This window comes from Arthrobacter sp. NQ4, from assembly GCF_029077345.1.
GTDB lineage: Bacteria > Actinomycetota > Actinomycetes > Actinomycetales > Micrococcaceae > Arthrobacter.
On sequence record NZ_JARETC010000008.1, the window covers coordinates 79,962 to 103,607 of the forward strand.

Genomic DNA, 23,646 nt, shown 5'->3' on the forward strand with positions numbered 1-23,646 from the left:
TCGCTCGTCGTCGCCCTGCCGCTACCGCCTGGTGCTGCCGGATGCCACGCGGACCGCCTCTTCGGAGAAGACCTGGTCTACGGCGCCCGGAGCAAAGATCTTCCGCATGACCAGGGTAGCGAGCCCCGAACAGGCAGCCTGGTCCTCCGGATGCCCTGTCTCCACCACCAGGCCCTCGCCGATGCGGTCCACCACATCGGCGAGAACGCGCTCTCCCACCTGCGCTGCGAAAAAGTCCAGGGAACCCAGGTCACCCCCCAGGACCAGCCGGTCCGGGTTGAGCGTTGTGACGGTGGCGGCCAGGGCGCTGCCCAGCACCTCCGCTGCCGACTCAACGGCGCCGAGCACGGCCGGGTCGCCGGCCCCGGCGGCGGCGCGGATGTCAGCCATATTCCTGAAGCCCCGGCCGCTGAGCTTTTCGCTGAGTGCCCTGCCGGAACTGTAGGCAGCGAGGCAGCCGCGGCGGCCGCACCGGCAGAGCGGGCCGTCCGGGGTCATGCGGATATGCCCGATGTCCCCCGCCGCACCGTGGGCGCCCCGCAGGATGGAGCCTTCCACCACAATGCCGCAGCCAATGCCGGTGCCCACTTTCACGTACACCACGGTTTCGGCATCGCTCCTGCGCTCGCCCAGGCCGGCCGCCCTGGCATCATTTTCGACGACGAGGGGCAGGTCCCAGGATGCGGTGACCGCTTGCACCACGGAATCGTCTGCCCAGCCGGGGAGGGTGGTGGGGTGCCGGACGTGCCCGGTGTCAGCCTCCACGGGGGCCGGAAGGCTGACACCGATGCCGAGCAGGGTCTCATTCTTTCCCTGGGCCAGCAGCTCCTGCCCTTCCCGGATCAACGGACCCAGCACGGACTCGGCGGGAGCGCTGACATCGAGGGTCTTCGTGAAGGAGCGCAGCTGCCGGCCGGTGGTGTCGGCGATGCTCACCGTTCCGTGCGTCTGGCCCAAGGTGATGGCGAGGACCACCCTGCCCCGGTCTTCGAACCGGATTTTCCGCGACGGGCGGCCCCCGGTGGACCCCAGCGGTTCGGCTTCGTAAATGTAGCCCCGCCGCGTCAGGGTATCCAGCCGTTCATACAGGGTGGCACGCGACATCCCGGTGGTGGAAAGGAGCTGCTGCCGCGACAGCCCATCCGCGGCGCGGATCAGCTCCAGCAGGTGTCCGTGCGACGTCGCCCCAACCAGTCCCGCAGGCACTCTTTCAACCGTCACTCCGGCCCCCTTTCCCGGTTTCCCAGCCTACTTCCCCGGACGGTTCTCCTGGGCCGGTCCCACCCACTCAAGCGCCGCAGCCGCTGTCCAGGCCTGGGCGAGGCTTCCCAGGGGTTCTCCGGTGAAAGGCTCGTAGTACTCGCCGAACTGCAGGTCGGAAAGCTGTTCAAGGGACGCCGACCTGAGCACGTCGACCAGGGCGGTCTCGCCGTCGCGGGCACAGGCCCAGCCAAGCAGCAGGTTGAGGAAAGGCCACACCGGTCCGCGCCAGTACGTCCGCGGCCGGAAGGCCTCACTGGCCGGAGAGGTGGAGGGCGGCAGGGCGAACCGAAGGCCCGGGAACCCCATCCACCGCGGTCCGAGCAGGAGCTCCCGCTGGGCTGCGAGAAGGGCGGGGTCGCCGCCGGCGACGAGGGGAGCGAAGCCCGAGACAGTTTCGGTGCCGATCCACTCCCGGGCCAGCACATCGTAATCGCGTGCCAGCCCTGTGGCCGGGTCCACGGTTGAGGCAACGCCCTCCCGGAAGCGGGTGGCCATGTTTCTGAGTTCTTCGGCGTCCTGGTCCCGCCCGATTTCCGCAGCAAGTCCTGCGAGTACGTCGCTGGAGGCCGCCATGATGGCGGAGAAGAAGACGTCGCGGACACGGAAATCCACGGCGTCCTGCACGGCGGCATCATCGAACCTGACCTCCGCCATTTGCTGCACCAGCCACAGGTACTTGGTGTATTCGGCGTCGTCGGGTCGTTCGCTGGCGTCCGCGACGTGCAGGACGTCGCGGCGGGTGAAGGGCGGCACGGTTCCCGGCACGATCCGCGAGTAGGGGCCGTCCCAGCGGGGGGAGTTGTCGAAGCCCGACTCCCAGCCGTGGTGGATTTCAACAAGTCCCACGCCGTCGGGGTCCCGGACGGTGGCCAGCCACCGGTGCCACGCCAGCCAGCCGTCAAAAGATTCGGCCAGGAACGCCTCGGCCACCTCCTGGTCCGCCCCGCCGTTTTCCCGTCCGCGGTCCACGATGTGGCGCAGGGCGATGGCGTGGACCGGCGGTTGGCAGATGCCGCTGCTTTTGATGCCTTCCGGCAGCGCCGCGGCGTCCGCCGTTCCCCACCGGTCGAAGCCTGGGAAGTAGCCGGTGTGGTTGTCACTGAAGACGATGTGGGGAATCATCCCCGTGGACCACTGCGCTTTGAGGAGGCTGCGCAGCTCCGTGACGGCACGGGGAACGCTGGTCCGGGCCAGGCCGACGGCAACGAACGCCGCGTCCCAGCTCCACATATGGGGGTACAGGTTGGGGGCGGCACTGGTCATGGTGCCCAGGTCATTGACCTTCAACACTTCAATGGCGGCTGAGCGCAGTTCTTCCATGGACAGGGAATGGGTCGGGTTCATGAGGCCTCCAGTGCCATTGACGTTTCGCGGTCATAGACGCGCATGGTGTTCGGGGCGAAGCCCAGCCAGATGGTCTGGTGGGGTGCCGTCTTGAAGGTGGGGGGTGCCTGCACCTTGAGGGTGTGTCCGTCGACCTCAACGGTGAGCAGGATGGTGGATCCCATCGGCTCCACTACCAGGACCGTAGCGGCCACATCGCCGGAAGACCGGGTGCTGCTTACCGTCACGTTTTCGGCGCGGACGCCAAGGAGGACGTCCTTGCCCGCGAAGGAACGCAGGATGGACGGGGCCATGAGCCGCTGTTCACCCAGGACCAGCGTGCCGCCGTCATGGCTGACTGCTGCGTCCAGGAAGTTCATCGGCGGGGAACCGATGAAGCCGCCCACGAACCGGTCGGCGGGTGCGTCGTAGACGTCCAGCGGGTCACCCAGCTGCGCGATCCGGCCCTTCCGCATCACCGCGACCTGGTCTCCGAGGGAAAGTGCCTCGCTTTGGTCGTGCGTGACGTAGACCGTGGTGGTCCCGAGGTCCTGGACGATCTTCTTGAGCTCGGACCGGAAGGTCAGGCGCAGCAGGGCGTCGAGGTTGGACAGCGGTTCATCCATCAGCAGGACGTCGGCGTCCATGACGATTGCACGCGCCACGGCGACCCGCTGCCGCTGGCCACCCGAGAGGTTGGCCGGCAGGCGGTCCAGGTAGGGGCCCAGTTGGAGGAGATCTGCTGCCCACTGGACCTTGCGTTCGATCTCGTCGGCAGGAACTTTCGCCATCCGCAGCCCGAATCCGATGTTGTACCGGACCTTCCGGTGCGGGAACACGGCGTAGGACTGGAACACCATGGACAGGTTGCGTTTGTTGGGCGGCAGGTAGGTGACGTCGCGGCCGCCGATGGAGATGGAGCCGGAGTCCGGCAGTTCAAGTCCGGCGATCATCCGGAGCAGGGTGGTCTTTCCGCAGCCGGAAGGGCCAAGGAGGACGGTGAATTCACCGTCCGGGATGGACAGGGACACGTCATCCGTCGCGCGTTCGGATCCGCCCGGATAGGTCTTGACGAGGTTGGAGATTTGGATGTCAGCCACGATCGGCTCCTTCAAAAGAATGGTGGTGAGCGGGGGAGGGGCCTAGCGGATGGTTGAGCCCCACATGTTGGTGAGGTACCGGCGCATCAGGGCGATGAAGATGATGGACGGGATGACCAGGGCAAAGCCCCCGGCGAACCTGTAGGCCAGCGGTGAGTCTGACAGCGAGCTGAGGACCTGCGCGGGCAGGGTGCGGTGGTCGAGGGTGAGGATTGACGCGCCCAGCACTTCATTCCAGGACATGACGAACGTGAAGATCGACGCCGCGGCGAGGCCCGGCAGTGCCATGGGCAGCACCACCCTGCCGAACGCCCCCAGCGGTGAGCAACCAAACAGGCGGGCAGCTTCCTCAACATCAACGGGGACGCTGAGGAACACGCTGGCCGAGATCAGGATGGTGGTGGGCAGCGCCAACGCCGTGTGGAGCAGGATGACGGCGTAGGTCGTGTCGTAGATGTCCACGGTGAGGAAGAGCCGGGCCAGGGGGACGGACAGCACCACGATGGGCAGGGCGCGGGTGAACAGCAGGAACAGCTGGTAGGGGTCCTTGCCGGGGAAAGTGAACCTGGCCAGCGCGTACCCTGCAGGGACTCCGATCAGTGCCGACAGCAGGAGTGTGCCGGCGCCAACAATCAGTGAGTTGCCCAGGGCTCCGAAGATTCCCGTGGAGCCGAGGAAAGCGTTGAGCGTGTCCACGGAAAGGTTTGTGGGAAGGAGCGACAACGGAAACTCGTTGAACGATTCCCGGGTGGAAAGCGCCGCAAGCGAGATCAGGTAGATGGGAATCAGCATGAAAAGCGAGACGGCGATGCATGCGGTCTGCAGCAGGATCCGGTTCCGCCTTCTCCGGGCGATGGGGGTGGTGTCCACAGTGGTGCTCATCGGAGCCCTCCCTGGTTCTTGTCGCGGAGGGCCCGCAGGTAGAAGATCGATGTCAGCATGGACACGACGAGGATGACGAGTGCCAGCGCCGCAGCGACGTTGGGGTTCTGCAGCCCGGTGTACCAGCGGTAGGTTTCACCCACCACCAGGGGAAAGTTCTGGCCCGTGAGCGCCTGCGCCACCGCGAAGGTCTGGAACGCAAGGATGGTCCGCAGGATCAGTGCCACCTGGAGGCTCGGCTTCAGCAGCGGCAATGTGACGTGCCGCAGGCGCTGCCAGAATGTGGCGCCGAAGACCTGCGCGGCCTCGTCGTAGTCCTTGGGGATGCCCTGCAGCCCCGCCACCACGATGATGAGCACCAGGGAGGTTGCGCGCCAAAGTTCGGCGATCAGGACGCAGATGAACATGCTGGTCTGGTTGTCGTACGCCAGCCAGGAGGTGCCCTGCAGTCCGAACCAGGAAAGGACCGAGTTCAGGTACCCGCGGTCGTTGAAGATTGCGAGCCAGACCAGGCCGGCCGCCAGGTCGCTGAGCGCCAGCGGTATGGCCCAGACAAAGAAGTGGACTTTGTGAAGCCGGGGGTTGCTCCGCAGCATCAGGGCCATGGCGATGGCGAGGGCGAACTGCAGCGGGATCATGACCACGATCAGCAACAGCGTGTTGCGTACCGCCGGCCAGAAGTATGGGTCCTGCACCATGCGGTTGACGAACTCAAAGGTGAAACCCTGGTCATTCCTGAAGGCCTGCAGGACGCCCTGGATGACGGGCCATCCCAGCAGCAGCGCCATGAATATCACCGAGGGGGCTATCAGCAGGACGGCCGGCGGTATCCTGCGCCGGCGTGGCGGCGCAACAGTTGCCGCGGGGGTGGGGGGTGCCTCTACGGCCATTACGCTACCTCGCACTTCGTGGAAACCGGATCGGGCGCCCAGCAGGGAACATTCAAGCCCTTCAGGATGGTGTTCAACTGCGTCGCCTGCGTATCGAGGACCTGCTGGATGGGCCGGGTTTCCAGGCAGATCTGCTGGAAACAGTTCTTGAAAATCTGCGACACTTCGCCCTCTTTGGCGCCGAGGCCCACCGGGGGAAGGGCCAGGAGGGCGCCGGCAGACCGCTGCTGCCGGCGGACTGCGGCAGCTTCGAGCGCAATAGCGCCGGTCAAGTCGGAGGGAAGCTCCGTTTGGACCACCGGGAAGAAGGCGTTGCTGCGCAGGGTCTCGATCTGGGACGCGGGTTCGGTCAGGGCGCGAATGGCCTTTTCGGCGAGGTCGCGGTCCTTGCCATTTTTTGGCAGGGCCATCCCGGCGATGATCAGCATGTAGCCGCGGCCCTTGGGCCCTCGTGGTGCGGGGACCATGAGCCAGTCGTCGGGCTTGTCAGCAGGGGCATGGACCAGGCGGGCCACGTGGTCCCAAGCGACCAGGACCTCGCCCCGCGCCAGGGGTTCCTGCATGTAGTCATAGTTGGTGGATGCCGGTGCCATCGCGGACCACAGCTCCTGCATGTAGTCCCAGCCGGCTGCGGCATCCGGGTTCCGGAACGTGGTGATCTGCCCGCCGGTGAAGCTGGGCAGCAGGAAACCCTGGTAGAAGCGGTGGTGCAGGCCTTTGGGTCCTGCGGGCATCCCGAAAACGGGCCGGCCCGCTCCTTGTTTAGCCGCCTTGGCCCATGCGAGGTAGCCCTCGTAGGTAAGGTCGTTGACGTCCACGCCCGGGGGCAGCCACTCCAGGGCCTTCTTGTTCACCGCCACCACGTAGGTTGCCTGCATCCAGGGGACATACCGCGAGGTGGAACCGCCCACCTTGGTCAGCTCGAGCATCTCCTTGGTGAAGCCGCGCCCGGATAAATCCCTGAGGAGGCCGTCGACATCCTCCAGGGAGTCGGCCAGCGGAGCGAGCTCGCCGTGAAGTCCGCCCAGGAGCGAGGTCTTCACGTTGCCGGCGCTCGCCTGGGAGGTCACCGTGGAGGCGAACACGCCGGGGTCCACGGAGTTGTAGGCGGTGGGGACCTTCGCGAATTTCTTGAGGACTGCCTCGTACCGCTGCTTTTCCTCCACGGGCGTGAACTGGGTGGAGAGGAAGCCCACGGTTCCCTGGCCGGCTGCTGCGCCGCTGGTATCAAAACCTGCACAGGATGCGAGGAAAGGGGCCGACATGGCCGTTCCCAGTCCGGCCAAAAGGAGGCTCCTGCGGGAAACGGGCCCTCGCTGGGGATGAAATTTCGGGTCGTTCATTGAATGCTCCGATCGAGTGTGCGCCACTGCACAAACTTTCGTTTAAGCATTAGACATAAGTCGGAGGGTGTCAACCCTTCGGTTCGAACGCCAATTGACAGAAAGGGTTCACCACGACAGCGGAAGGCGGCCCGGCGCACGCCGGGCCGCCTTCTGCGCGGACTCATCCAAGCCGGCCCCGTACCGGAGCCAAGTGGAGGTCAAAGGTGGGTTCGGCTCAGCCGCGCTTCCGGCCCAGGATCAGCGCCAGCAGGCCTCCGAAGACCAGAAAGAGCACACCCACCACCAGCAGCCCGGTATTGACGTTGGTGTCGGCCGGGGGCGTGGACCCGGAGGCGCTGGCCCCTGCCGGCGCGGCGTCCCCGGCGGCTGCGGCCGTGTGGGCGGTGTGGGCGGTGCGGCCGGAGGGCTGGGCCACGGAAGAAACCGTGCCGCCCAGGAAGGGTGCGGCGGTGTGGGTGGCGGGAATCGTGGCCGACGTTGCCGGCGTGGTGCCGGCGGCATGGGCGGCTACGCCGTTGGAGGCCAGAAGGCCGCCTGCGATCACGGCGCTGAGCAGGCATCCACGGATAGTGCGGTGCATCATTTGGAAGTTCTCCTGAAAGTTGGATCGGGCCTACTGCTTAGCCCGGGACTGGCTTATTGCGCGTTGGGGCGCAGAGGGGCCTCAACTAGTCAGGAAAGGATCCGGGGTAGAAGGACACACCGTCCGGGGCAGTGGGCAGACTGCCCTGGACGGCGGCTGAGCCGGCCGCCGGGATCTGCAGGTTATGGGTGTTCAGCCAGGCGGGCATGGCGGTGCCATTGCCGGACAGGCTGCTTCCGCCGGTGGCGCCGGGGACGCCGGGCAGCGGATCAGCCGGCCCGCGGGACCGCGGACTGTGCGGATCCGTCGCCGTCAGCAGCGGCCTCCTGGCGGACGGCTCCATCCGCGGGTCGCACGGCAGGCTGTTGCTGTGAAACTTCCCATGGGACAGCGGGATCTCGAGGAGGGGCCGGGCGGAAGCCGGCGCTGTGCCGCCTGCCCCAACTTCCAGTTCGGCCGGCCGGGCAGGCGCAGCATCACCCGCCTGCGGAATGTCGGCACCCGCAGGGAGGGGTGCCATGGCCGTGGGCGGGGGTGCAGTGGGTGCCGGCAAAGGGACGGCGCCGATGACCGGCTCAAGGACCGGCGCAAGCGGCTCAAGGACCGCGCCGGCCACGGGAACAACGGCTCCTACCGTTTCGCCGGCAACGCCGTCCACAGTGCCAACGGCCGGATCCACCACTGCTGCCACGGCTCCTGCCGGTACCACGGTGCTGACCACCGGAACAGCCTGCACCACGTCATCGGCCACGGCGGAGACCTCCTCCACGGCCGGGCGGAGGGGTGGCAATGCATAAGGTGACGGGGTCGCCGGGGCGCTTGCCGGTCCGGATTCCACTGGTTCCAGGACGTCCCCGGCGCGGTGAGTGAGGGTGGCGGCAGCCGATGCCAGCGCGGACGGGCCGGCTCCGGGAAGCGGGTCGGCGGGAGCGGAGGTATCAGCGGATGCACCCGCGGCGGACAAAGTGATCCACGATGCGGCTGCCGCCACCGCGAGCAAGAGGGGTCGCAGGAACGTCCAGGCAGCCAGTCTTGACTTCACCTAGTACGCCTCCCCCCAGAGTTACCTGCAAACAATGCTGCCCACCATAAGCACAGCCGTGCAGCAGAGTCCAACCACCTGGGGAACGCCATCAATACCAGGCGGTCACATGTTTGCCCTGCTCAGGCCGCGTCGGTCGGGGCGGCCCGGTGGTCAATGTCCGCGGCCAGGGTGTCGATGCGGTCCATGGCTTCACTGAGTTTCTCGACGGCGGCCCACAGGTCCGGCTGCTGCTGACGGACCTGTTCCAGGGTGGCCCCGGCGGAGCGGAGGGATCCGAGGTCGAAACTGACATTGGTGCGGGCGCCGGCCACTGCCGCACGGAGGGCGCCGAACGCGACCACGACATCTGCGACCAGTGCCCGGTTGCCGTTGGTGGCCAGCCAGGCGAGGTCGTCGATTGCCTGGATGGCCCGCTCGCCAAGGACAGCAGAGGATGCTGCGGCTTCCAGCGACGCGCGGCGGATTGCCTCGTCCCGTTCCGGGCCCGGTTCCAGCCGGAAGGCGGCGCCGAAGGCTTTGGAGGCGGACGCGTCGTCATCAGCCAGCTTCAGGGCTTCCCGGCGCAGCACTCGGGCCCGCGCCCGTATCCCGGCCGGCTCCCCGCCGTCGTCCTCCCCATTGCCGCTGTAGCCGGCGACCATCGACGTCAGCGATGCCGCCACCGCCAGCATCAGGCCGGTCCCCGCGCCCCCGCCCGGCGAACCCGTGGACTCCGCCAGTGCGCTTGTCCACTCTTCAACAGTCGAATCCTGGGTGGTTACTTCAGCCTCTTCCATGCCAGGAACCGTGCCCACAAGGGCCGCCGGCTAAACGGAAACAGCCGCAATGCCCGCGCTGGCCCAGTTTTCGGGGCCCGGGCCGCGGAAGCCCGCGGAGTTACCGCGGATGCCGGGGCAAAAGTGGGCCAGTGTGACACTCACCCGCCGGCGGGCGCCTGTAGTGTCGGCAAGGTGCAGCAGCATAGATACCAGTACGGCCAGGACCCCAGCCAGTGGGGCGAGCTTTTCCTGCCGGATCTTCCGGCCGACAGCAAGCACCGGGGCGTGGTGGTGGTGATCCACGGCGGCTACTGGCGCTCCACCTACGGCGCCGAACTGGGGGAGCCGCTGGCGAAGGACCTGGCGGAGCACGGCATGGCCGCCTGGAACCTGGAGTACCGCCGGGCGGGCAACGGCGGGGGCTGGCCGGGCACCTTCCAGGACATCCTTGCGGGCATCGACAAGCTTGCCGCGCTCGCAGGGCCCCACTCGCTGGACCTGGGCCAAGTGGTGGCGCTGGGGCATTCGGCCGGCGGCCACTTGGCGGTGTGGGCGGCGGGCAGGGACCGGCTGGACGGGCTTGGGACGGCGGAGGCCTGCCAAGTAAATAACACGAACGACGGCGTCCGCCTCACCGGGGTGGTCAGCCAGTCCGGCGTGCTGAACCTGGCCGAAGCCGAAAGGCTGGGCCTCAGCAACGGCGCCGTGGGCAACCTCCTGGGCGGACCGTCGTCGGACTTCCCCGGACGCCACCGCGTGACCGACCCGATGGCCGTGCTGCCGCTGGACGTTCCGGTCTACGCCGTGCACACGACGGAAGACAACGACGTTCCCCTGTGCATGTCCACAACGTACGTGGACGCCAGCCGTTCCGCAGCCGTCCCGGCACGGCTGATCACGGTGCCGGGAGACCACTTCGCGCTCATCGATCCCGCTGCGGAGGCCTATGTGACGTGCCGCGAACTGGTTGGAAAGCTGCTCAGCTGACACGAACTGCTGCCGCCGGCCGCTTTCTGGCAGAGTATGACCATGCTCACAGTGATCGGCGAAGGCCTTGTTGACGTTGTCCAGCGCGCTTCCGGAATCGAGGCCCACGTGGGCGGAAGCCCCCTGAATGTCGCCGTGGGCCTGGCCCGGCTGGACCACCCGGTGCAGTTCATTGGCCGTTACGGCCGGGACGCGTACGGCGACTCGGTGGCTGCGCACCTGCGCGCCAGCTCCGTCATGCTGCCGATGCCCCCGGACGAGCTGCCCACCAGCGTGGCCACCGCACTGATTGACGACGACGGCGCCGCGACCTACACCTTCGACCTCGCCTGGGAGCTGCCGCACCTGGCAGACCGGCTTGGCTTCATGCTGCAGGGAACCACCCTGCTGCACACCGGCTCCATTGCCACCATGCTGGCGCCCGGTGCCACAGAAGTGCTGGCCGCCGTCGAATACGCCCACCCGTCCGCCACCATCAGCTTCGATCCCAACTGCCGGCCCAGCATCATCACGGACGTGGACTTTGCCCGGCGCCAGGCCGAAAAGTTCGTCACGTTGTCCGACGTGGTCAAAGCGTCCGACGAGGACCTTGCCTGGCTTTATCCGGGACAGGATGTGCTGGATTCGGCCCGCAAGTGGCTGGCGCTCGGCGGGGAGGAAGGTCCCGCCATGGTGGTGGTCACCCGCGGTGCGGACGGGCCGTGGGGTGTGTGCCGTGCCGGCGAAGCCGCCATTCCTGCTCCCAGGGTGGAAGTGGCGGATACCGTGGGGGCCGGGGATTCCTTCATGGCGGCGCTGCTGTCCGGCCTGGTGGACCGGGAGCTGGACGGCGCCCAGAACCGGCAGGACCTGCGCGACCTTCCCGTCGAGGGACTCTCCGAACTCCTGGCACACGCCGCCCGCGCCGCAGCAGTCACCGTGTCGCGCCCGGGTGCCAACCCGCCGACCCGGGAGGAACTCCACGGGGCAGAGGCGGAAGCCTGAGGCAGCATCCGGAGCCGGGGGCCGCTGGGGCGGCCCCTACCCCTCGTGGTTGTAGTAGGGCCAGGGCAGGAAGCGGCGCTCACCGCGGCGGTCCGGCCCGTCGAGGGTGACTTTCCCGGTGGCGGCCCACTCCACGCCGCGCGGGAACATCCGGATGAACTCGATGCGCCGGAACGTGTCGATGTCGTGGCCGATGGTGATCGTGAAACTGCGGCCGCTGCCATAGTTGTTGATCCAGGCAAGTGGCTGCCGCGTATTGATCCCGGGAAGGTTGGCGAGGCCTCCCTCCGGGATATCCACGGGGTAATGCGGCATGGGCCACATGGGCGCATTCTCATAGGACTCCAGGTCATCGAATACTGACAGCAGCACTTCCGCGCCGTCATACAGCTGCACCCCGGTCAGGATGTCGTCACCCGTGACGGTCCATGTCCCGCTGACGCCCTCCGTGATGGGATGGCGGGGCTCCGCTGTTTGCAGCAGCGCCTCACCCCAGGGCCGCGGCCGAAGCCCGGTGGGCACACTGAGTTTTGCGCCCCGCATGATGTTGTACTCCTCGGGGTAGCCCCAGTCGTCCTCCTGGACGGCCGAGCCGTGAAACCATACGATGCCCTTCCCGTCCTCGTGAACAAACTTCAGCAGCGCGGCATCGGTTTCGGCGCCGAAGCCCACCGCCTTTTCGTGGTAGCCGTCCCGCCCCTCGAACACCACCAGGACCACGTCGTACTTATCGATGACGCTTGCTCCCAGCCCGCGCGGGTCCTCCACAACGCGCACGTGGAACCTGCCCGTGTCCTCCAGGACAGTGGAGAGCCACTGGTTGTGCGCCCGGAAGCTGCGGAATTCATTGTCATGCTCCCGGGTCATGTGCCCGGACAGGATAAGTGCCTTCAACTTATCGGCCACTGCTGCCCCGCTCCCTCGCTTATCGACAGTTTTGGCGAAAGTCTACATACTTTAGTTTGAAAAGGACATAATGGTTGCTACGATCGGCATGCCCCTACAGAGAGTGAGCAACGATGCTTCTCGAAAGAGACCTCATCCAGTCCGCAGGCTTCCGCAACGTCACGGAAGGAGGGCGGGTAACCGGCTTCCAGTTCCGCGTCCGGATGCCCTCCTACCGGGGCATGGCAGCTTCCCTGGTCGATGGCGTTGCCGTGCGCGTCGGCAACCTGGTGGACGTCGGTCCGGACGTTCCGTTGTGGACCTTCGGCGGCCGGACGTTCACCCTGCCGGAGCTGTGGGCCAGCGAAGGCGTCCGCTGGCCGCTTGAGGAAGCGGCGGTGATAACGGTTCCGTTCGACGGCGGCCTTCCGCAAGGTGTCCATGAACTGAGCATCGAGCTGCGGTTACGGATGTCCTACATACCTGTTGAGCACCAGCCCACCATCCACCGGGTCAGCCGCAGGGTCACGCTGGCGCCGGAAGGCGGCGACGGGACGTTCCGCTACGGAGTTTCCCTCTACAGCTACATGGGCGATTTCGGCACAGTCCTGGACCTGGAAAGTGCCCTGGCCCACGTGGCCGATGTGGGCGCGACGGGGGTCGAGATCCTCGGCGAGGGGCACGTTCCCGGCTATCCGGAGCCCTCGCCGGCCTGGATCGACACCTGGTTCAACCTGCTGGAAAAATACTCACTGGAGCCCACCAACTACGGTTCCTGGATTGATACCAGGCTCCACCCGCGCCGATCGATGACGGCCGCGGAAGGCGCGCAGGCACTGCAGCGGGACCTGAAACTCGCCCACCGGCTGGGCTTCAGCTTTGTCCGGCCAAAAATCGGCGTGGTCTCCAGCGACCTCGTGCCGGATCCCATCTGGACGGAATCGGTGGAACACTCCCTTGACCTGGCCCACGAGCTGGGAGTGGTCATCTGCCCCGAGATCCACTCGCCCACGCCCATCAAGCACCCGGTAGTGGATGACTACATCGGGCTCATTGAGCGGACCGGAACCAAGAACTTCGGCCTGCTCATCGACACCGGAATTTTCCAGGACCGGCCCATACCGCTGCGCGAAGGTGAGACCAGGGAAAGCCGTCCGGCGTTCCTTGACGGCATCGGCGTAAACCCCGCGGACTTCAAGGACATTGCCCAATATGTGGTGTTCATCCAGGCGAAATTCCACGACATTAACGACCGGCTGGAAGACCAGCAGATTCCCTGGCGTCCCGTGCTCCAGGCACTGAAGGACTCCGGCTATACCGGCTACCTCTCCAGCGAATACGAAGGCGAACGCACTCCCTGGCGGGCCATCGAGCAGGTGCGCCGCCAGCATGCCCTCATCCGCAGCATCACCTCCGACCTCGACTGACCATCCCCATCCCAGTAGAGAGAACCATCATGCCCAACGGACTCCTTGACGAATCCAGCCTCCGCGCCCACCCGGACGGACTTGCCCTTTCCCTCACCCTGCCCTGGTACCGGAGCCTCTGGCTCTCCTCGGTCACCAGCCTCCGGCTCACCATCGACGGCCAGGACGTCCCCCAAGAGGATCTGTCCCTGGAGCTCGGCGGCACCCGCTACGCACTGCCCGACCTTCCGGCGCAGAGTGAAACCCTCTGGTACCTGCAGGAACACCCGCTCCTCATTGTCCGCCGTGACCGGCCCGCTGCTACCGGGGACCACCACTCCGTCCAGCTCATCGGCGAGCTCCGGCTGCCGTACATGCAGATTGCCCCGGGGCAGGACGGGGGCCCGGGCATGTATGTCCCCAACTTCGTGAACCAGGAACTGGAACTGTCCGTCACCGATGGGCCTGCGCCCGCACCCCTACTCACGACGGCGGCGGCACCCCCTCCGCCGGCAACCGGGGAAGACCCCTTCGCCCTTGGGCTCACGCTGTATTCGGCAAGCGCCGAGTTCCGCGCCGGCTGGTACGACTTCGACGGGCTGCTGAACCGGGTTGCCGATCTTGGCATCGGCCCGGGCATTGAGATCGTTGCCTCCCAGGTGCTCCCCACCTACCCCCACGTAACTGATGACTTCGCCCGGGCCTGGCAGACGGCGTTCGACAAGCACGGCTTCACCGCCAGCTCGTTCGGCGCAAACCTGGACATGGGCAGGCGCCGGGACCGGGACATGACACCCGACGAGGAGTATGAGTTCACGGAGACACTGTTCCATGGTGCGAAGAAGCTGGGATTCCCCCTGGTCCGCATCCAGAGCGCCAAGCCTGGCCTTCTCCGCCGCCTCCTGCCGCTGGCCGAGAAGCTGGAACTCAAGATGGCCTACGAAATCCACGCGCCGATGGGACCCAACTCGCCGGAAATCATGAAGGTCCGGGACGTCTACGCGGAACTCGATTCGCCGTTGCTGGGGTTCGTGGCGGACTTTTCCTCCACCATGCGCAGCATGTCGCCCACGCTCCTCCGTGCCGTGCGCCGGGCGGGCCTGGACGACGACTCCGTCGACACCCTCCAGGCCATCTGGGCCACCGATGCGCCCATGCGGGCCCGGCAGGAGGAATTCATCGGCTACCTCAAGGGCCGCGACTTCGACCCTGCCCGGCTGGGTTCCTTTGCGCACCTCGCCTTCAATATGCACGGCCACGTCAGCCCTGCGGAGTGGGCGGACATCATTCCCCAAATCCTGCACGTCCACGCAAAGTTCTATGACATCGACGAGCATGGCGACGAGCCCGCCGTCGACTACCCGGAGCTGGTGCGCGTCTTCGTGGAGGGCGGCTACCGCGGCTACTGGTCCAGCGAGTGGGAAGGCCACGCGTTCGCTGAACTGGGCGAAGTGGACCCGCTGCTGCTGGTCCGCAAGCAGCATGACCTCATCCGCAAGAGCATGCGGTCCGTGCCGGCGACTGCCTAGCGGGGTTCCCCTGAAGCGGAGGCGGCGACAATGTCCGCCGCCTCCTTGAAGAGGGCACGCATCCACTCATGTTCGGAGTCCCGGTCATGCGCGGGATGCCACCACAGGGCATTGACCAGCGGAGTGGCATCGAAGGGCAGCGGCAGGACACGCACGCCGTCCAGCTGCAGGGCAACCGGTGCCAGCGCTGCCTGGATCAGCCCGATCCGGTGCGTGCCCAGCACGAAGTGGGGGAGGGCGAGGAAGCTCTCAACCGTGACCTCCACCCGCGGTTCAATCCCCAGCTGCTGGATCTGGCGCTGGGCGGACGTAAATGCTGACCGGGACTGGTATGTCATCACCCAAGGCAGCTCTGCGATGTTCTCCATGGTGATCTTTTCGCCGACGGCACCGTTGGAGGAGGAAACGATGGCCACCCAGTCGTCGCGCCACAGGTCCTGGTACGGCAATCCGCTAAGAAAGCCGTGCGGGATGACCATGCCGTCCACCGAACGAAGACGGTTGGCGGCATCCTCCACCACCAGCGGATTGTGCAGCATGAACCGGAACCGGACTCCCGGGGCGCGGTGTGCCGCGAGCTCCGAAACAACGCGGCCGATTGTACTGAAGCCGTAATCGGAACCGTAGATGGAAAACTCTCGTTCGGAGTCGGCCGGTTCCCATGATGCCTGGCTTTCGAAGACCCGGCGGGCAGCCTCAAGGGCGGCTGTGGTGTGCTCGGCCAGGCGCAGCGCGAAAGGTGTCAGCTCATAGGCGTTGCCGCGGCGGGCCAGGATGGGATCGCCAAAATGGGACCGCAGCCGTGCAAGGGAAGCGCTCAATGCCGGCTGGCTCAGATGGAGGCGCTCCGCTGCCCTGGTGACGCTGCGTTCTGTGATGAGCGCGTCCAACGAGATCAGCAGGTTCAGGTCAAGCCGCGCTAGCGAGGCGTAGTTGGTCACGGAGCAATCTTTCGATCGTGAGGCACGTCACGGAAGTTTATCAGCGCCCTCGATATCACCCGTACCGTCCATCAGCAGCCCCGATGGACCATGGACCTTTTGCATGACCTCCGCCAGACTTATGTCTGTCATAGCAAAGACTTATGTGCTTTTCCTACACATCTCACCCATACTGGTGAGTGACCGGGATCACCGCTCCCGGATGTTCTTCGACAACGAAGTCTGAAAGGCTGAACATGACACAGCACCGACGCTCCCTGGCACTCAAAGTTGCCGGCGCCCTTGCCGTCCCCACCCTGGCTGCCCTGGCCCTCACCGGCTGCTCGTCCTCCGCTGAAAGCGCCAGCTCCTCCGGCAGCAAGGAATTCTCGCTCTCCTTCGCCACCTCCAACACCATCGAAAGCCCGTTCCAGAAGCTGGGCGAGGACTACATGAAGGCGCACCCGGACGTGAAGATCACGTTCAACCCGCAGCCCAACGACTCCTACGACCAGACCCTCCGGACGCAGCTGCAGGCCGGCAACGCCTCCGACGTAGTGGTCACGACCCCGGGTTCAGGCCAGGGCCGCAGCATCCTGCCGCTGGCCGAGGCCGGCTTCCTTGAGCCGCTGGATGACGCGGCCAGGAAACTCCTGCCGGCTGGAAGCGACAGCACCTTCGGCAAGGACGGCAAGGTCTACGGCCAGGCAACGGAAATCACCGTTGCTGCCCTTGTCTCCAACGAGGCAGCGGTCAAGTCCGCGGGACAGTTCCCCGCGGACTTCGCAGCCCTGGAAGACCAATGCAAGACCCTTGAATCGTCCGGCAAATCGCTCTTTGCCATTGCTGGCTCGGCCCCTCCCAACACAGGCCTGATGGCCATGTCCCTGGCCGCCACCCGGGTGTACGCCGAAGACCCCAAGTGGAATGACAAGCGCGCCGCCAAGGAAGTGACGTTCGCCGGTTCCGACGGGTGGAAGTCGGCACTGGAAGCGGTCAACACCCTCAAGGACGCCGGCTGCTTCCAAAAGGGCGCTGCCGGTGCCGGCTTTGACGCCATCACCAAGGGCCTTGCCGGCGGCACCGCCGTGGCCGGCTTCATCCCGGCTCCCAGCTGGAAGCAGCTGGCGTCAGCTGCGTCCGGTACCGATTTCGCCGTCCGCGCGCTTCCCGCCGACAAGGGCGGCAAGGATTATGTCTACGCCAGCGCCAACTACGCCTTCTCCGTCAACGCGGCCTCGAAGAACAAGGAAGCTGCCAAGGCCTTCCTCGACTGGGCCGCGGAGCCGGAGCAGACCAAGGCATTTGCCGAGATCGACGGCGCCCTCCCCGTCAGCGGACTGGACAAGTACGACTTCGAAGGCGGCGCCTACAAGAACGTGGGTGAGCTGATCAAGAACGGAAACTACAGCCCCCTGCCCAACATCCAGTGGCCCAACTCCGCCGTGTATGACGCGCTCGCCACCGGTGTCCAGGGAATCATCACGGGCCAGAAGAGCCCTGACCAGGTGCTGCAGGCCATGGACGCAGCCTGGGGCTAGGCACAGCGTTCTTCACCACCGACGGTCCAAACAACTCAAAGGGACAAGCAAGGAAATACCATGACTGCGACGATGCAACCGAAAAGCGAAGCAGCTGAAGCACCCCGGAGAGGCAGGCGTACCCCGGGGGCGGGCCAAAGCACCCGCTTCCGGGGCCACGGCCTGGAGTTCGGACACTGGTGGTGGGCCCTCCCCGGGATAGCCCTGGTGTTTGCCAGCCACTACGTGGCAACCGGCATCGGCGGATTTTTTGCCTTCACCAACTGGACGGGCATCGGCGCGTTCAAGATCACGGGCTGGGCCAACTTTGAAGCGATCTTCAAGGACCCCACGAAAGTCGGGGCTCTCTCAAACACGCTCTTCCTGGCCTTCGGCTCGGTCTTCCTGGGCAATATCGCCGGACTGATCATTGCCCTGGGGCTGAACCGGGTGATCAAGACGCGCTACATCCTCCGCACCCTGTTCTTCATGCCGGTAGTACTCAGCCCGCTGGCGACGGCCTACATCTGGAAGTACATCTTCGACTTCGACGGCCCGCTCAATGCATTCCTCACGGCTATCGGCGCCGGCGACCAGGCCAAGCCCTGGCTCGCGGATCCGCAATGGGCCATCTGGACCGTCCTGGTGGTCCTGGTCTGGTCGTCCACCGGCTTTGCCATGGTCATCTTCATGGCCGGACTGGCGGGCGTTGCAGTGGAAGTGGAAGAAGCGGCAGCCATAGACGGCGCCAACCTGTGGCAGCGGTTCCGCAACGTCACCCTTCCCGCGATCCGCCCCGCCGTCGCCATTGCCACCACGCTGGGCATCGTCCAGGGACTGCGCGTCTTCGACCCCATCATGGCGCTCACCGGCGGGGGACCCGCAGGGGCCACGGAAACGCTGGCCACCCAGGTCTACAAGCAGGCCTTCGCGCTGGGTAACTTCGGCGGCGGCGCTGCCCTTGCCCTGGTGCTGGCCGCCATCATCCTGTTCTTCGCCGTAATCCAGCAGCGGCTGACGCGTTCGAACCCCGAGGACTAAGCCATGTTCCGCTACACCAAGCTCACCCTGCTCCGCGAGATCGGCCTCTGGGCCCTCGCCCTGCTGTTCCTCGCACCGTTCTACTTCCTGGTCACTACGGCCTTGAAGCCCGCCAACGAACTGTTCACCACGTCAGCCCTGGCCCCGCCAGTCCATCCGGATTTCAGCAACTTCGTTGCCGTCCTGTCCGCCAAGGGGAACTCCAACGTGGTGATGGGCCTGGCCAACAGTGCCATCATCACCGCCGGCAGCATCCTGGGGCTGGTGGCCCTCGGGTCCGTCACCGGCTACGTGATTTCCCGCAGCACCAGGCGGTGGAGCAAAGCCGCCTACTACCTGTTCCTGGTCGCCATCATCCTTCCGGGCCAGCTCGGGGCGGTGCCGCTGTACATGGGAGCCCGCGCGCTGGGCCTCACCGGCTCGGCCTGGGGCCTGATCGTGCTGTACACGGGCATGCTCCTGCCGCTCTCGATCTTCCTCTATTCCAATTTCTTCCGCGGCCTGGGCGCGGACTATGAGGAGGCAGCAACGATCGACGGCGCCAGCAGGTCCCAGGTCTTCTCCAAGGTGGTGTTCCCCATGATGGCCCCCGCCACGGGCACCGTGACCATCTTTGCGGGGCTCATCGTGTGGAACGACTTCTTCACGTCCCTGATCTTCCTGGGCGGCTCCGCCAACCAGACCCTGCCGGTGGCCATGTATTACTACATCGGTTCGCTGGTCTCCCAGTGGAACTCGATCTTCGCCATCGTGATCGTCTCCATGATCCCCATCCTGGCCCTGTTCCTCTTCGCCCAGAAGCGCTTTATCCAAGGCTTCTCCGGCGGCCTCAAAGGCTGACCCCCGATGGCAGGCAACCGCGAAGCGTTGAACGCTTCGTGGAGATCTTCTACACCCAAAAACGGGTGCGGGAAGCGTTCGAGTACCTGGTTGCTGACACCTACCGCCAGCACAACCCCACCATCCCGGACGGCCCCGCCGCGGCCATCGAGGCACTGACCCCCAAGTTCGACGGCTCCCCGGACGCCCGCTTCGACGTCCAGCGCATCCTGGTGGACGGCGACCTGGCCATGGTGCACGTGCGCGCCTCCGGCCCCGGGCGTCCTGACGCCGCCGTCGCGGACATCTACCGCTTCGAAGCCGGACGCATCGTGGAGCACTGGGACGTGCTCCAGCCCGTTCCGGAGCGTCCGGTCCACAACCACCCCATGTTTTAGCAGCGACCTTTAGCAACGACCCAGTTCAGGAGACACCCCATGTACCAGCTCGCACCCAACATCGACCTTCTCTTCACCGAAGCCGGCGACGCCGCCGACCGCGTCCGGGCCGCAGCAGCGGCAGGCTTCGACGCCGTCGAGATGTGGGGCCCCACCGGCAAGGACATCCCGGCCCTCAAGGAAGCCCTTGAGGAAACCGGCGTCCAGCTCACCGCCCAGTTGGCCGAGCCCCGCATGCAGTTCATGATCCCGCCGAAGAACCACGGACCCTTCTACGAGGGCCTCGATGCCGGCATCAAAGTGGCAAAGGAACTCGGCTGCCCGCGGATCGTGGTGGGCAGCGGCACCGGATTCGGCGGCCGGAAGCGCCAGGACCAGCTGGACGAACTCATCGACATCTTCACCCAGGGCGTGGCCCACATCGAGGGCTCGTGCATCACCCTGGTCCTGGAACCGGTCAACATCCGGGTGGACCACCCCGGGGCGCTCCTGGACCGGACCTCGGAAGCCGTCTACGTGGCCAAGGGCGTCAACTCGCCCAACTTCGGCGTCCTCTACGACCTCTACCACTCCACGGTGGAAGGCGAGGACGTCGCCGCCGAGCTCGCCAGCGCCGGCAGCCTCGTCAAGTACGTCCAGATTGCCGATGCCCCGGGCCGCGGCGAGCCTGGCTCAGGCTCCATCGACTGGGCCGCGAAGCTCACGGACCTGCAGAACAGCGGCTACACCGGGCCAATCGGGCTCGAGTACTACCCCACCATCGAGTCCGCAAAGTCCGTACGGCGGATCCAGGAACTGGTGGCAGGGTGGTGAGCAGCAACCGCTACCCCGCCGCCGTCGATGTGGCAATCGTCGGCAGCGGCCCCACCGCATCCGCCTACGCCCGCATCCTCAGCGAACGGGCACCGGAGGCCACCCTCGCCATGTTCGAGGTAGGCCCCACCGTGAGCAGCCCGCCGGGCTCCCACGTCAAGAACATCGAGGACCAGGAGCGCCGCATGCTCGCCCAGCGGGCGTCGGAAGGTCCCGGCGCCGGCGCGGAGACCGTGAGCTCCCCGGGAGCGGTCAAGAGCGGCGAACGCCGTGCCCGGCCGGGCACCTACCTGCTGCAGGACGGCTACGCCTTTCCCGGCGAGGACGGCATGCCTGTTGCTGCCATGTCCAGCAACGTGGGTGGAATGGCCGCGCACTGGACGGCCGCGTGCCCCCGTCCCGGCGGCAAGGAGCGCATCGGGTTCCTCCCGGACCTGGAACAGCTGCTCCAGGAGGCCGGCCGCCTCCTGGGGGTCACCGCCACGGCATTCGAGGGCGCCCCGTTCTCCGGCCTGGTCCATGACCGCCTTTCCGCAGCCGTTGATGACGGCCGCCAGCCGGAATTCCGGGTCCAGCCCATGCCGCTCGCCGTGCACCGGCGGGACGACGGACGGCTCGTATGGTCGGGATCGGACGTCGTCATGGGGGAGGCCACGCGGGAAAACCCGCGGTTCGAGCTGTTTGACGAGTCCCTGGTCCGGCGCGTGCTGGTGGACGGGGGCCGGGCCGCAGGCGTCGAGGTGGAGGACCGCCGCACTGGCGAAACACACCGCATCGCCGCGCGGTACGTGGTGGTCGGCGGCGATGCCCTCCGCACCCCGCAGCTACTCTGGGCCTCCGGGATCCGTCCCGATGCCCTGGGCCGTTACCTGAACGACCAGGCGCAGGTGGTGTTTGCCAGCAGGCTCCGCGGTGTCACTTCCGGCGAACCGCAGCACGGCGCGGGCGGTGCCCTCAGTGAGCAGAGCGGCGTCACCTGGGTGCCCTACACGGACGACAAGCCCTTTCATGGCCAGATCATGCAGCTGGACGCCTCGCCCATCCCATTGGCTGACGACGACCCCGTAGTTCCCGGATCGATCGTGGGGCTGGGCCTGTTCTGCGCCAAGGACCTCCAACGGGAGGACCGGGTGGCATTCGACGACGACACCCTGGACAGCTACGGCATGCCCGCCCTGCGCATCCACTACCGCCTCACGGACAAGGACCGGGACGTGCTCGACCGGGCCAAGCGGGAGATCATCCGGCTGGGAAAGGCGGTGGGTGAGCCGCTTGACGAGCGGCCGTTCGTCCTCCCGCCGGGTGCGTCCCTGCATTACCAGGGCACCACCCGGATGGGGGAGTGCGACGACGGCACGAGCGTGTGTTCCCCGGACAGCCAGGTCTGGGACGTCCCCGGCCTTTTTGTGGCCGGCAACGGCGTCATTCCCACCGCCACAGCATGCAACCCAACCCTTACGGCGGTGGCGCTCGCCGTGCGCGGGGCCGGGCGAATCGCTGAGGAGCTGGGTGGCGCATCGCAGCTGGCAGGCGCTTTACTTATGTCTAATTCAGACAATAAAATGACTAAACAATGAATAAGTGGCTGATGCCGCCGCTGCATGGCAGGCAGGGCAAGCCGCAGACAAGGAAGTCCCCATGATTGCCGACCGCATCATCGAGCAGGGAACGCTCACCAGCCAGGACGGCCGGGCCGCCGTCGAAGTCCGGATCCCGTGGTACCGCGCCCTTCCGGGCTCGTGCATCGCCGGGGCCGCCCTCACCGTGGATGGCGTTGCCGCTCCCGAAGAGTCATTGCGATGGACCATGAACAACCGCACCTTCACTTTTGCCGAACTGGTGGACCAGACCGGCGAGTGGTGGTTCCCGCTGGACTCCGCCGTCCTCTCCGGCGACCTGCCGCTTAGCGATCCGCAGGCCGACCACGAGGTACGGGTGGACCTGAAGCTCTACATTCCGTACATCATCACCGACCACGGCGTGCTGCACATCGAAGAGCACGACACCAAGACCATGAAGGTGGCACAGCGATGACCAGCAGCCTTGGCACGCCCATCCAGGGCGTCACCCTCTACAGCTTCACGCGGGCCTTCCACGGCCGGCAGTACGACCTCGACGGCCTGATCCGCAAAGTGGCGGCCGAGGGCTTCGGCCCCGGACTCGAAGTCATCGGCTTCTCCAGCCTGCGCGGCTTCCCGAACAACATCGACGACGCTTTCGTGGGCCACTTCCGCGACCTCGTGGCCGAGGTGGACCTCGTCCCCACCTCGCTGGCCGTCAACGTTGACACCGGGCTTCGCCGTGACCGGCTCATGAATCACGACGAACTGGTCGAATACATGCGAACGCAGATCGAGGTGGCCGCCCGCCTGGGCTTCCCGATCGCCCGGGTCCAGATTTCCCTGACACCGGATGCCATGGAAAGCCTGCTCCCGGTCGCGGAGCAGTACGGCGTCACCCTGGCCCTTGAGGTCCACGCGGACCAGCACGGCGCCCACGAACGCATCCTGGCCCTGCGCGACCGGTACGAGAAGCTGAACTCGCCGCTGCTCGGGTTCACTGCCGATTGGGGTGCCACCGTCACCGGGTTCGCCCCATCGCTCCTGGAGGCCTACCGGCGCCGCGGTGCCTCCGAGGAACTGCTGCAGCAGGTCGTGGAGATGTGGAACGGCTTCTACGCGGAAGGGCCGCCGAACACCCAAAAGGTCCACGGCGAACGGTTCGGTGCTTTCATCGGCCTCGCAGCGCGGAACGGCCGCCCGGACCTCGGCATCGATTTCGGCATCAACGGCACCGGGCTCTTCGGCCCGGCGCCACTGGACACCTGGCTGGAAATCATGCCGTGGGTCCGCCACGTCCACGGCAAGTTCTTCGGGATTGACGAGAACGGCGAAGAGCCCTCGGTTCCGGTCCGTGGCCTTGTCCGCCAACTGGTGGAAAACGGCTACTCCGGCGCGATCTCCAGCGAATACGAAGGTTGGCACTGGAACAACTGGGAGGACCCGTTCGACATCATCCGCGGCGAGCAGGCCGTCCAGCGGTCCGCCGCCGAAGACGCCGGCTCCGCCATGATTACGGACGCCGCCGAAGCCCGCCGCTTCCTCAACAGCCACCTCGCCCAGCCCGTCCGCGGCTGACAGGAAAGGAACAGAAG

23 protein-coding genes are annotated in these 23,646 nt (G+C 66.3%); 12 read left to right on the forward strand and 11 right to left on the reverse strand.

Going from position 1 to position 23,646, the window contains the following annotated elements; all coding sequences use genetic code 11:
• Positions 1–21: 21 nt before the first annotated feature.
• From PUN51_RS14300 to PUN51_RS14340, 9 genes are all read right to left on the reverse strand, one after another.
• Positions 22–1,221, reverse strand: a complete 1,200-nt coding sequence (locus PUN51_RS14300) for an ROK family transcriptional regulator (RefSeq protein ID WP_275181391.1) — start codon at positions 1,219–1,221, stop codon at positions 22–24.
• A 27-nt stretch (positions 1,222–1,248) separates the two neighbouring features.
• Positions 1,249–2,607, reverse strand: coding sequence for a glucosylglycerate hydrolase (ggh, locus tag PUN51_RS14305; protein ID WP_275181392.1), 1,359 nt, complete (start codon positions 2,605–2,607; stop codon positions 1,249–1,251).
• On the reverse strand, positions 2,604–3,686 hold the full coding sequence (locus PUN51_RS14310) for an ABC transporter ATP-binding protein (protein ID WP_159634705.1): 1,083 nt from the start codon (positions 3,684–3,686) through the stop codon (positions 2,604–2,606). The genes ggh and PUN51_RS14310 overlap by 4 nt, the downstream gene beginning before the upstream one ends.
• A gap of 42 nt (positions 3,687–3,728) precedes the next feature.
• On the reverse strand, positions 3,729–4,568 hold the full coding sequence (locus PUN51_RS14315) for a carbohydrate ABC transporter permease (protein WP_159634702.1): 840 nt from the start codon (positions 4,566–4,568) through the stop codon (positions 3,729–3,731).
• Entirely contained in the window at positions 4,565–5,458 is an 894-nt protein-coding gene (locus tag PUN51_RS14320) for a carbohydrate ABC transporter permease (protein ID WP_159634699.1), read from the reverse strand. Before PUN51_RS14320 ends, PUN51_RS14315 begins: the two co-directional genes overlap by 4 nt.
• Positions 5,458–6,723 (reverse strand): ABC transporter substrate-binding protein, encoded by a 1,266-nt coding sequence (locus tag PUN51_RS14325; RefSeq protein ID WP_275181393.1) that lies wholly within the window; start codon positions 6,721–6,723, stop codon positions 5,458–5,460. Before PUN51_RS14325 ends, PUN51_RS14320 begins: the two co-directional genes overlap by 1 nt.
• Before the next feature lie 295 nt (positions 6,724–7,018).
• Positions 7,019–7,387 (reverse strand): hypothetical protein, encoded by a 369-nt coding sequence (locus tag PUN51_RS14330; protein WP_275181394.1) that lies wholly within the window; start codon positions 7,385–7,387, stop codon positions 7,019–7,021.
• Between the two features lie 85 nt (positions 7,388–7,472).
• Positions 7,473–8,429, reverse strand: a complete 957-nt coding sequence (locus tag PUN51_RS14335; RefSeq protein ID WP_275181395.1) for a hypothetical protein — start codon at positions 8,427–8,429, stop codon at positions 7,473–7,475.
• Positions 8,430–8,551: 122 nt separating this feature from the next.
• On the reverse strand, positions 8,552–9,208 hold the full coding sequence (locus tag PUN51_RS14340; RefSeq protein ID WP_275181396.1) for a cyclodeaminase/cyclohydrolase family protein: 657 nt from the start codon (positions 9,206–9,208) through the stop codon (positions 8,552–8,554).
• Positions 9,209–9,382: 174 nt separating this feature from the next.
• On the opposite strand from PUN51_RS14340, the gene PUN51_RS14345 reads away from it, so the two are divergent.
• Entirely contained in the window at positions 9,383–10,177 is a 795-nt protein-coding gene (locus PUN51_RS14345; RefSeq protein ID WP_275181397.1) for an alpha/beta hydrolase, read from the forward strand.
• Positions 10,178–10,219: 42 nt separating this feature from the next.
• Positions 10,220–11,161: a carbohydrate kinase family protein gene (locus tag PUN51_RS14350; RefSeq protein WP_275181398.1), complete on the forward strand. Its 942-nt coding sequence runs from the start codon at positions 10,220–10,222 to the stop codon at positions 11,159–11,161.
• A 36-nt stretch (positions 11,162–11,197) separates the two neighbouring features.
• Here the strand turns inward: PUN51_RS14350 and PUN51_RS14355 are convergent, their stop codons facing one another.
• Positions 11,198–12,067 (reverse strand): ThuA domain-containing protein, encoded by an 870-nt coding sequence (locus PUN51_RS14355; RefSeq protein WP_275181399.1) that lies wholly within the window; start codon positions 12,065–12,067, stop codon positions 11,198–11,200.
• A gap of 113 nt (positions 12,068–12,180) precedes the next feature.
• Here PUN51_RS14355 and PUN51_RS14360 point away from each other — a divergent pair, with 113 nt between their 5' ends.
• Positions 12,181–13,473 (forward strand): C-glycoside deglycosidase beta subunit domain-containing protein, encoded by a 1,293-nt coding sequence (locus tag PUN51_RS14360; protein ID WP_275181400.1) that lies wholly within the window; start codon positions 12,181–12,183, stop codon positions 13,471–13,473.
• 29 nt (positions 13,474–13,502) lie between these two features.
• Positions 13,503–14,981 carry a C-glycoside deglycosidase beta subunit domain-containing protein gene (locus PUN51_RS14365; RefSeq protein WP_275181401.1) on the forward strand — a complete coding sequence of 493 codons (1,479 nt, stop codon included), beginning with the start codon at positions 13,503–13,505 and terminating at the stop codon, positions 14,979–14,981.
• Here the strand turns inward: PUN51_RS14365 and PUN51_RS14370 are convergent.
• The gene (locus tag PUN51_RS14370; protein ID WP_275181402.1) at positions 14,978–15,922 is read right to left on the reverse strand and encodes a LysR family transcriptional regulator; all 945 of its coding nucleotides are present in this window, start codon (positions 15,920–15,922) and stop codon (positions 14,978–14,980) included. The genes PUN51_RS14365 and PUN51_RS14370 overlap by 4 nt on opposite strands.
• 236 nt (positions 15,923–16,158) lie before the next feature.
• On the opposite strand from PUN51_RS14370, the gene PUN51_RS14375 reads away from it, so the two are divergent.
• The 8 genes from PUN51_RS14375 (at position 16,159) to PUN51_RS14410 (ending at position 23,629) form a co-directional block, all read left to right on the forward strand.
• Entirely contained in the window at positions 16,159–17,442 is a 1,284-nt protein-coding gene (locus PUN51_RS14375; protein ID WP_275181403.1) for an ABC transporter substrate-binding protein, read from the forward strand.
• A gap of 60 nt (positions 17,443–17,502) precedes the next feature.
• Entirely contained in the window at positions 17,503–18,462 is a 960-nt protein-coding gene (locus PUN51_RS14380; RefSeq protein ID WP_275181404.1) for a carbohydrate ABC transporter permease, read from the forward strand.
• Positions 18,463–18,465: 3 nt separating this feature from the next.
• Positions 18,466–19,302, forward strand: a complete 837-nt coding sequence (locus PUN51_RS14385) for a carbohydrate ABC transporter permease (protein WP_275181405.1) — start codon at positions 18,466–18,468, stop codon at positions 19,300–19,302.
• A 38-nt stretch (positions 19,303–19,340) separates the two neighbouring features.
• Entirely contained in the window at positions 19,341–19,679 is a 339-nt protein-coding gene (locus PUN51_RS14390) for a nuclear transport factor 2 family protein (protein WP_275181406.1), read from the forward strand.
• Positions 19,680–19,718: 39 nt separating this feature from the next.
• Positions 19,719–20,492 carry a TIM barrel protein gene (locus PUN51_RS14395; RefSeq protein WP_275181407.1) on the forward strand — a complete coding sequence of 258 codons (774 nt, stop codon included), beginning with the start codon at positions 19,719–19,721 and terminating at the stop codon, positions 20,490–20,492.
• The gene (locus tag PUN51_RS14400; protein ID WP_275181408.1) at positions 20,489–22,069 is read left to right on the forward strand and encodes a GMC oxidoreductase; all 1,581 of its coding nucleotides are present in this window, start codon (positions 20,489–20,491) and stop codon (positions 22,067–22,069) included. The genes PUN51_RS14395 and PUN51_RS14400 overlap by 4 nt, the downstream gene beginning before the upstream one ends.
• A 61-nt stretch (positions 22,070–22,130) precedes the next feature.
• Positions 22,131–22,526, forward strand: a complete 396-nt coding sequence (locus PUN51_RS14405; RefSeq protein ID WP_275181467.1) for a C-glycoside deglycosidase beta subunit domain-containing protein — start codon at positions 22,131–22,133, stop codon at positions 22,524–22,526.
• Positions 22,523–23,629: a sugar phosphate isomerase/epimerase family protein gene (locus PUN51_RS14410; protein WP_275181409.1), complete on the forward strand. Its 1,107-nt coding sequence runs from the start codon at positions 22,523–22,525 to the stop codon at positions 23,627–23,629. Before PUN51_RS14405 ends, PUN51_RS14410 begins: the two co-directional genes overlap by 4 nt.
• The last annotated feature ends 17 nt before the right edge of the window (positions 23,630–23,646 follow it).

Excerpts from the sequence above, each read along its gene's own strand:
- PUN51_RS14340 (WP_275181396.1), bottom strand. The coding sequence starts at position 9,208 with ATGGAAGAGGCTGAAGTAACCACCCAGGATTCGACTGTTGAAGAGTGG.
- PUN51_RS14380 (WP_275181404.1), top strand. The coding sequence starts at position 17,503 with ATGACTGCGACGATGCAACCGAAAAGCGAAGCAGCTGAAGCACCCCGG.
- PUN51_RS14395 (WP_275181407.1), top strand. The coding sequence starts at position 19,719 with ATGTACCAGCTCGCACCCAACATCGACCTTCTCTTCACCGAAGCCGGC.
- ggh (WP_275181392.1), bottom strand. The coding sequence starts at position 2,607 with ATGAACCCGACCCATTCCCTGTCCATGGAAGAACTGCGCTCAGCCGCC.
- PUN51_RS14410 (WP_275181409.1), top strand. The coding sequence starts at position 22,523 with ATGACCAGCAGCCTTGGCACGCCCATCCAGGGCGTCACCCTCTACAGC.
- PUN51_RS14360 (WP_275181400.1), top strand. The coding sequence starts at position 12,181 with ATGCTTCTCGAAAGAGACCTCATCCAGTCCGCAGGCTTCCGCAACGTC.
- PUN51_RS14350 (WP_275181398.1), top strand. The coding sequence starts at position 10,220 with ATGCTCACAGTGATCGGCGAAGGCCTTGTTGACGTTGTCCAGCGCGCT.
- PUN51_RS14365 (WP_275181401.1), top strand. The coding sequence starts at position 13,503 with ATGCCCAACGGACTCCTTGACGAATCCAGCCTCCGCGCCCACCCGGAC.
- PUN51_RS14330 (WP_275181394.1), bottom strand. The coding sequence starts at position 7,387 with ATGATGCACCGCACTATCCGTGGATGCCTGCTCAGCGCCGTGATCGCA.
- PUN51_RS14385 (WP_275181405.1), top strand. The coding sequence starts at position 18,466 with ATGTTCCGCTACACCAAGCTCACCCTGCTCCGCGAGATCGGCCTCTGG.
- PUN51_RS14325 (WP_275181393.1), bottom strand. The coding sequence starts at position 6,723 with ATGTCGGCCCCTTTCCTCGCATCCTGTGCAGGTTTTGATACCAGCGGC.
- PUN51_RS14320 (WP_159634699.1), bottom strand. The coding sequence starts at position 5,458 with ATGGCCGTAGAGGCACCCCCCACCCCCGCGGCAACTGTTGCGCCGCCA.
- PUN51_RS14405 (WP_275181467.1), top strand. The coding sequence starts at position 22,131 with ATGATTGCCGACCGCATCATCGAGCAGGGAACGCTCACCAGCCAGGAC.
- PUN51_RS14315 (WP_159634702.1), bottom strand. The coding sequence starts at position 4,568 with ATGAGCACCACTGTGGACACCACCCCCATCGCCCGGAGAAGGCGGAAC.
- PUN51_RS14375 (WP_275181403.1), top strand. The coding sequence starts at position 16,159 with ATGACACAGCACCGACGCTCCCTGGCACTCAAAGTTGCCGGCGCCCTT.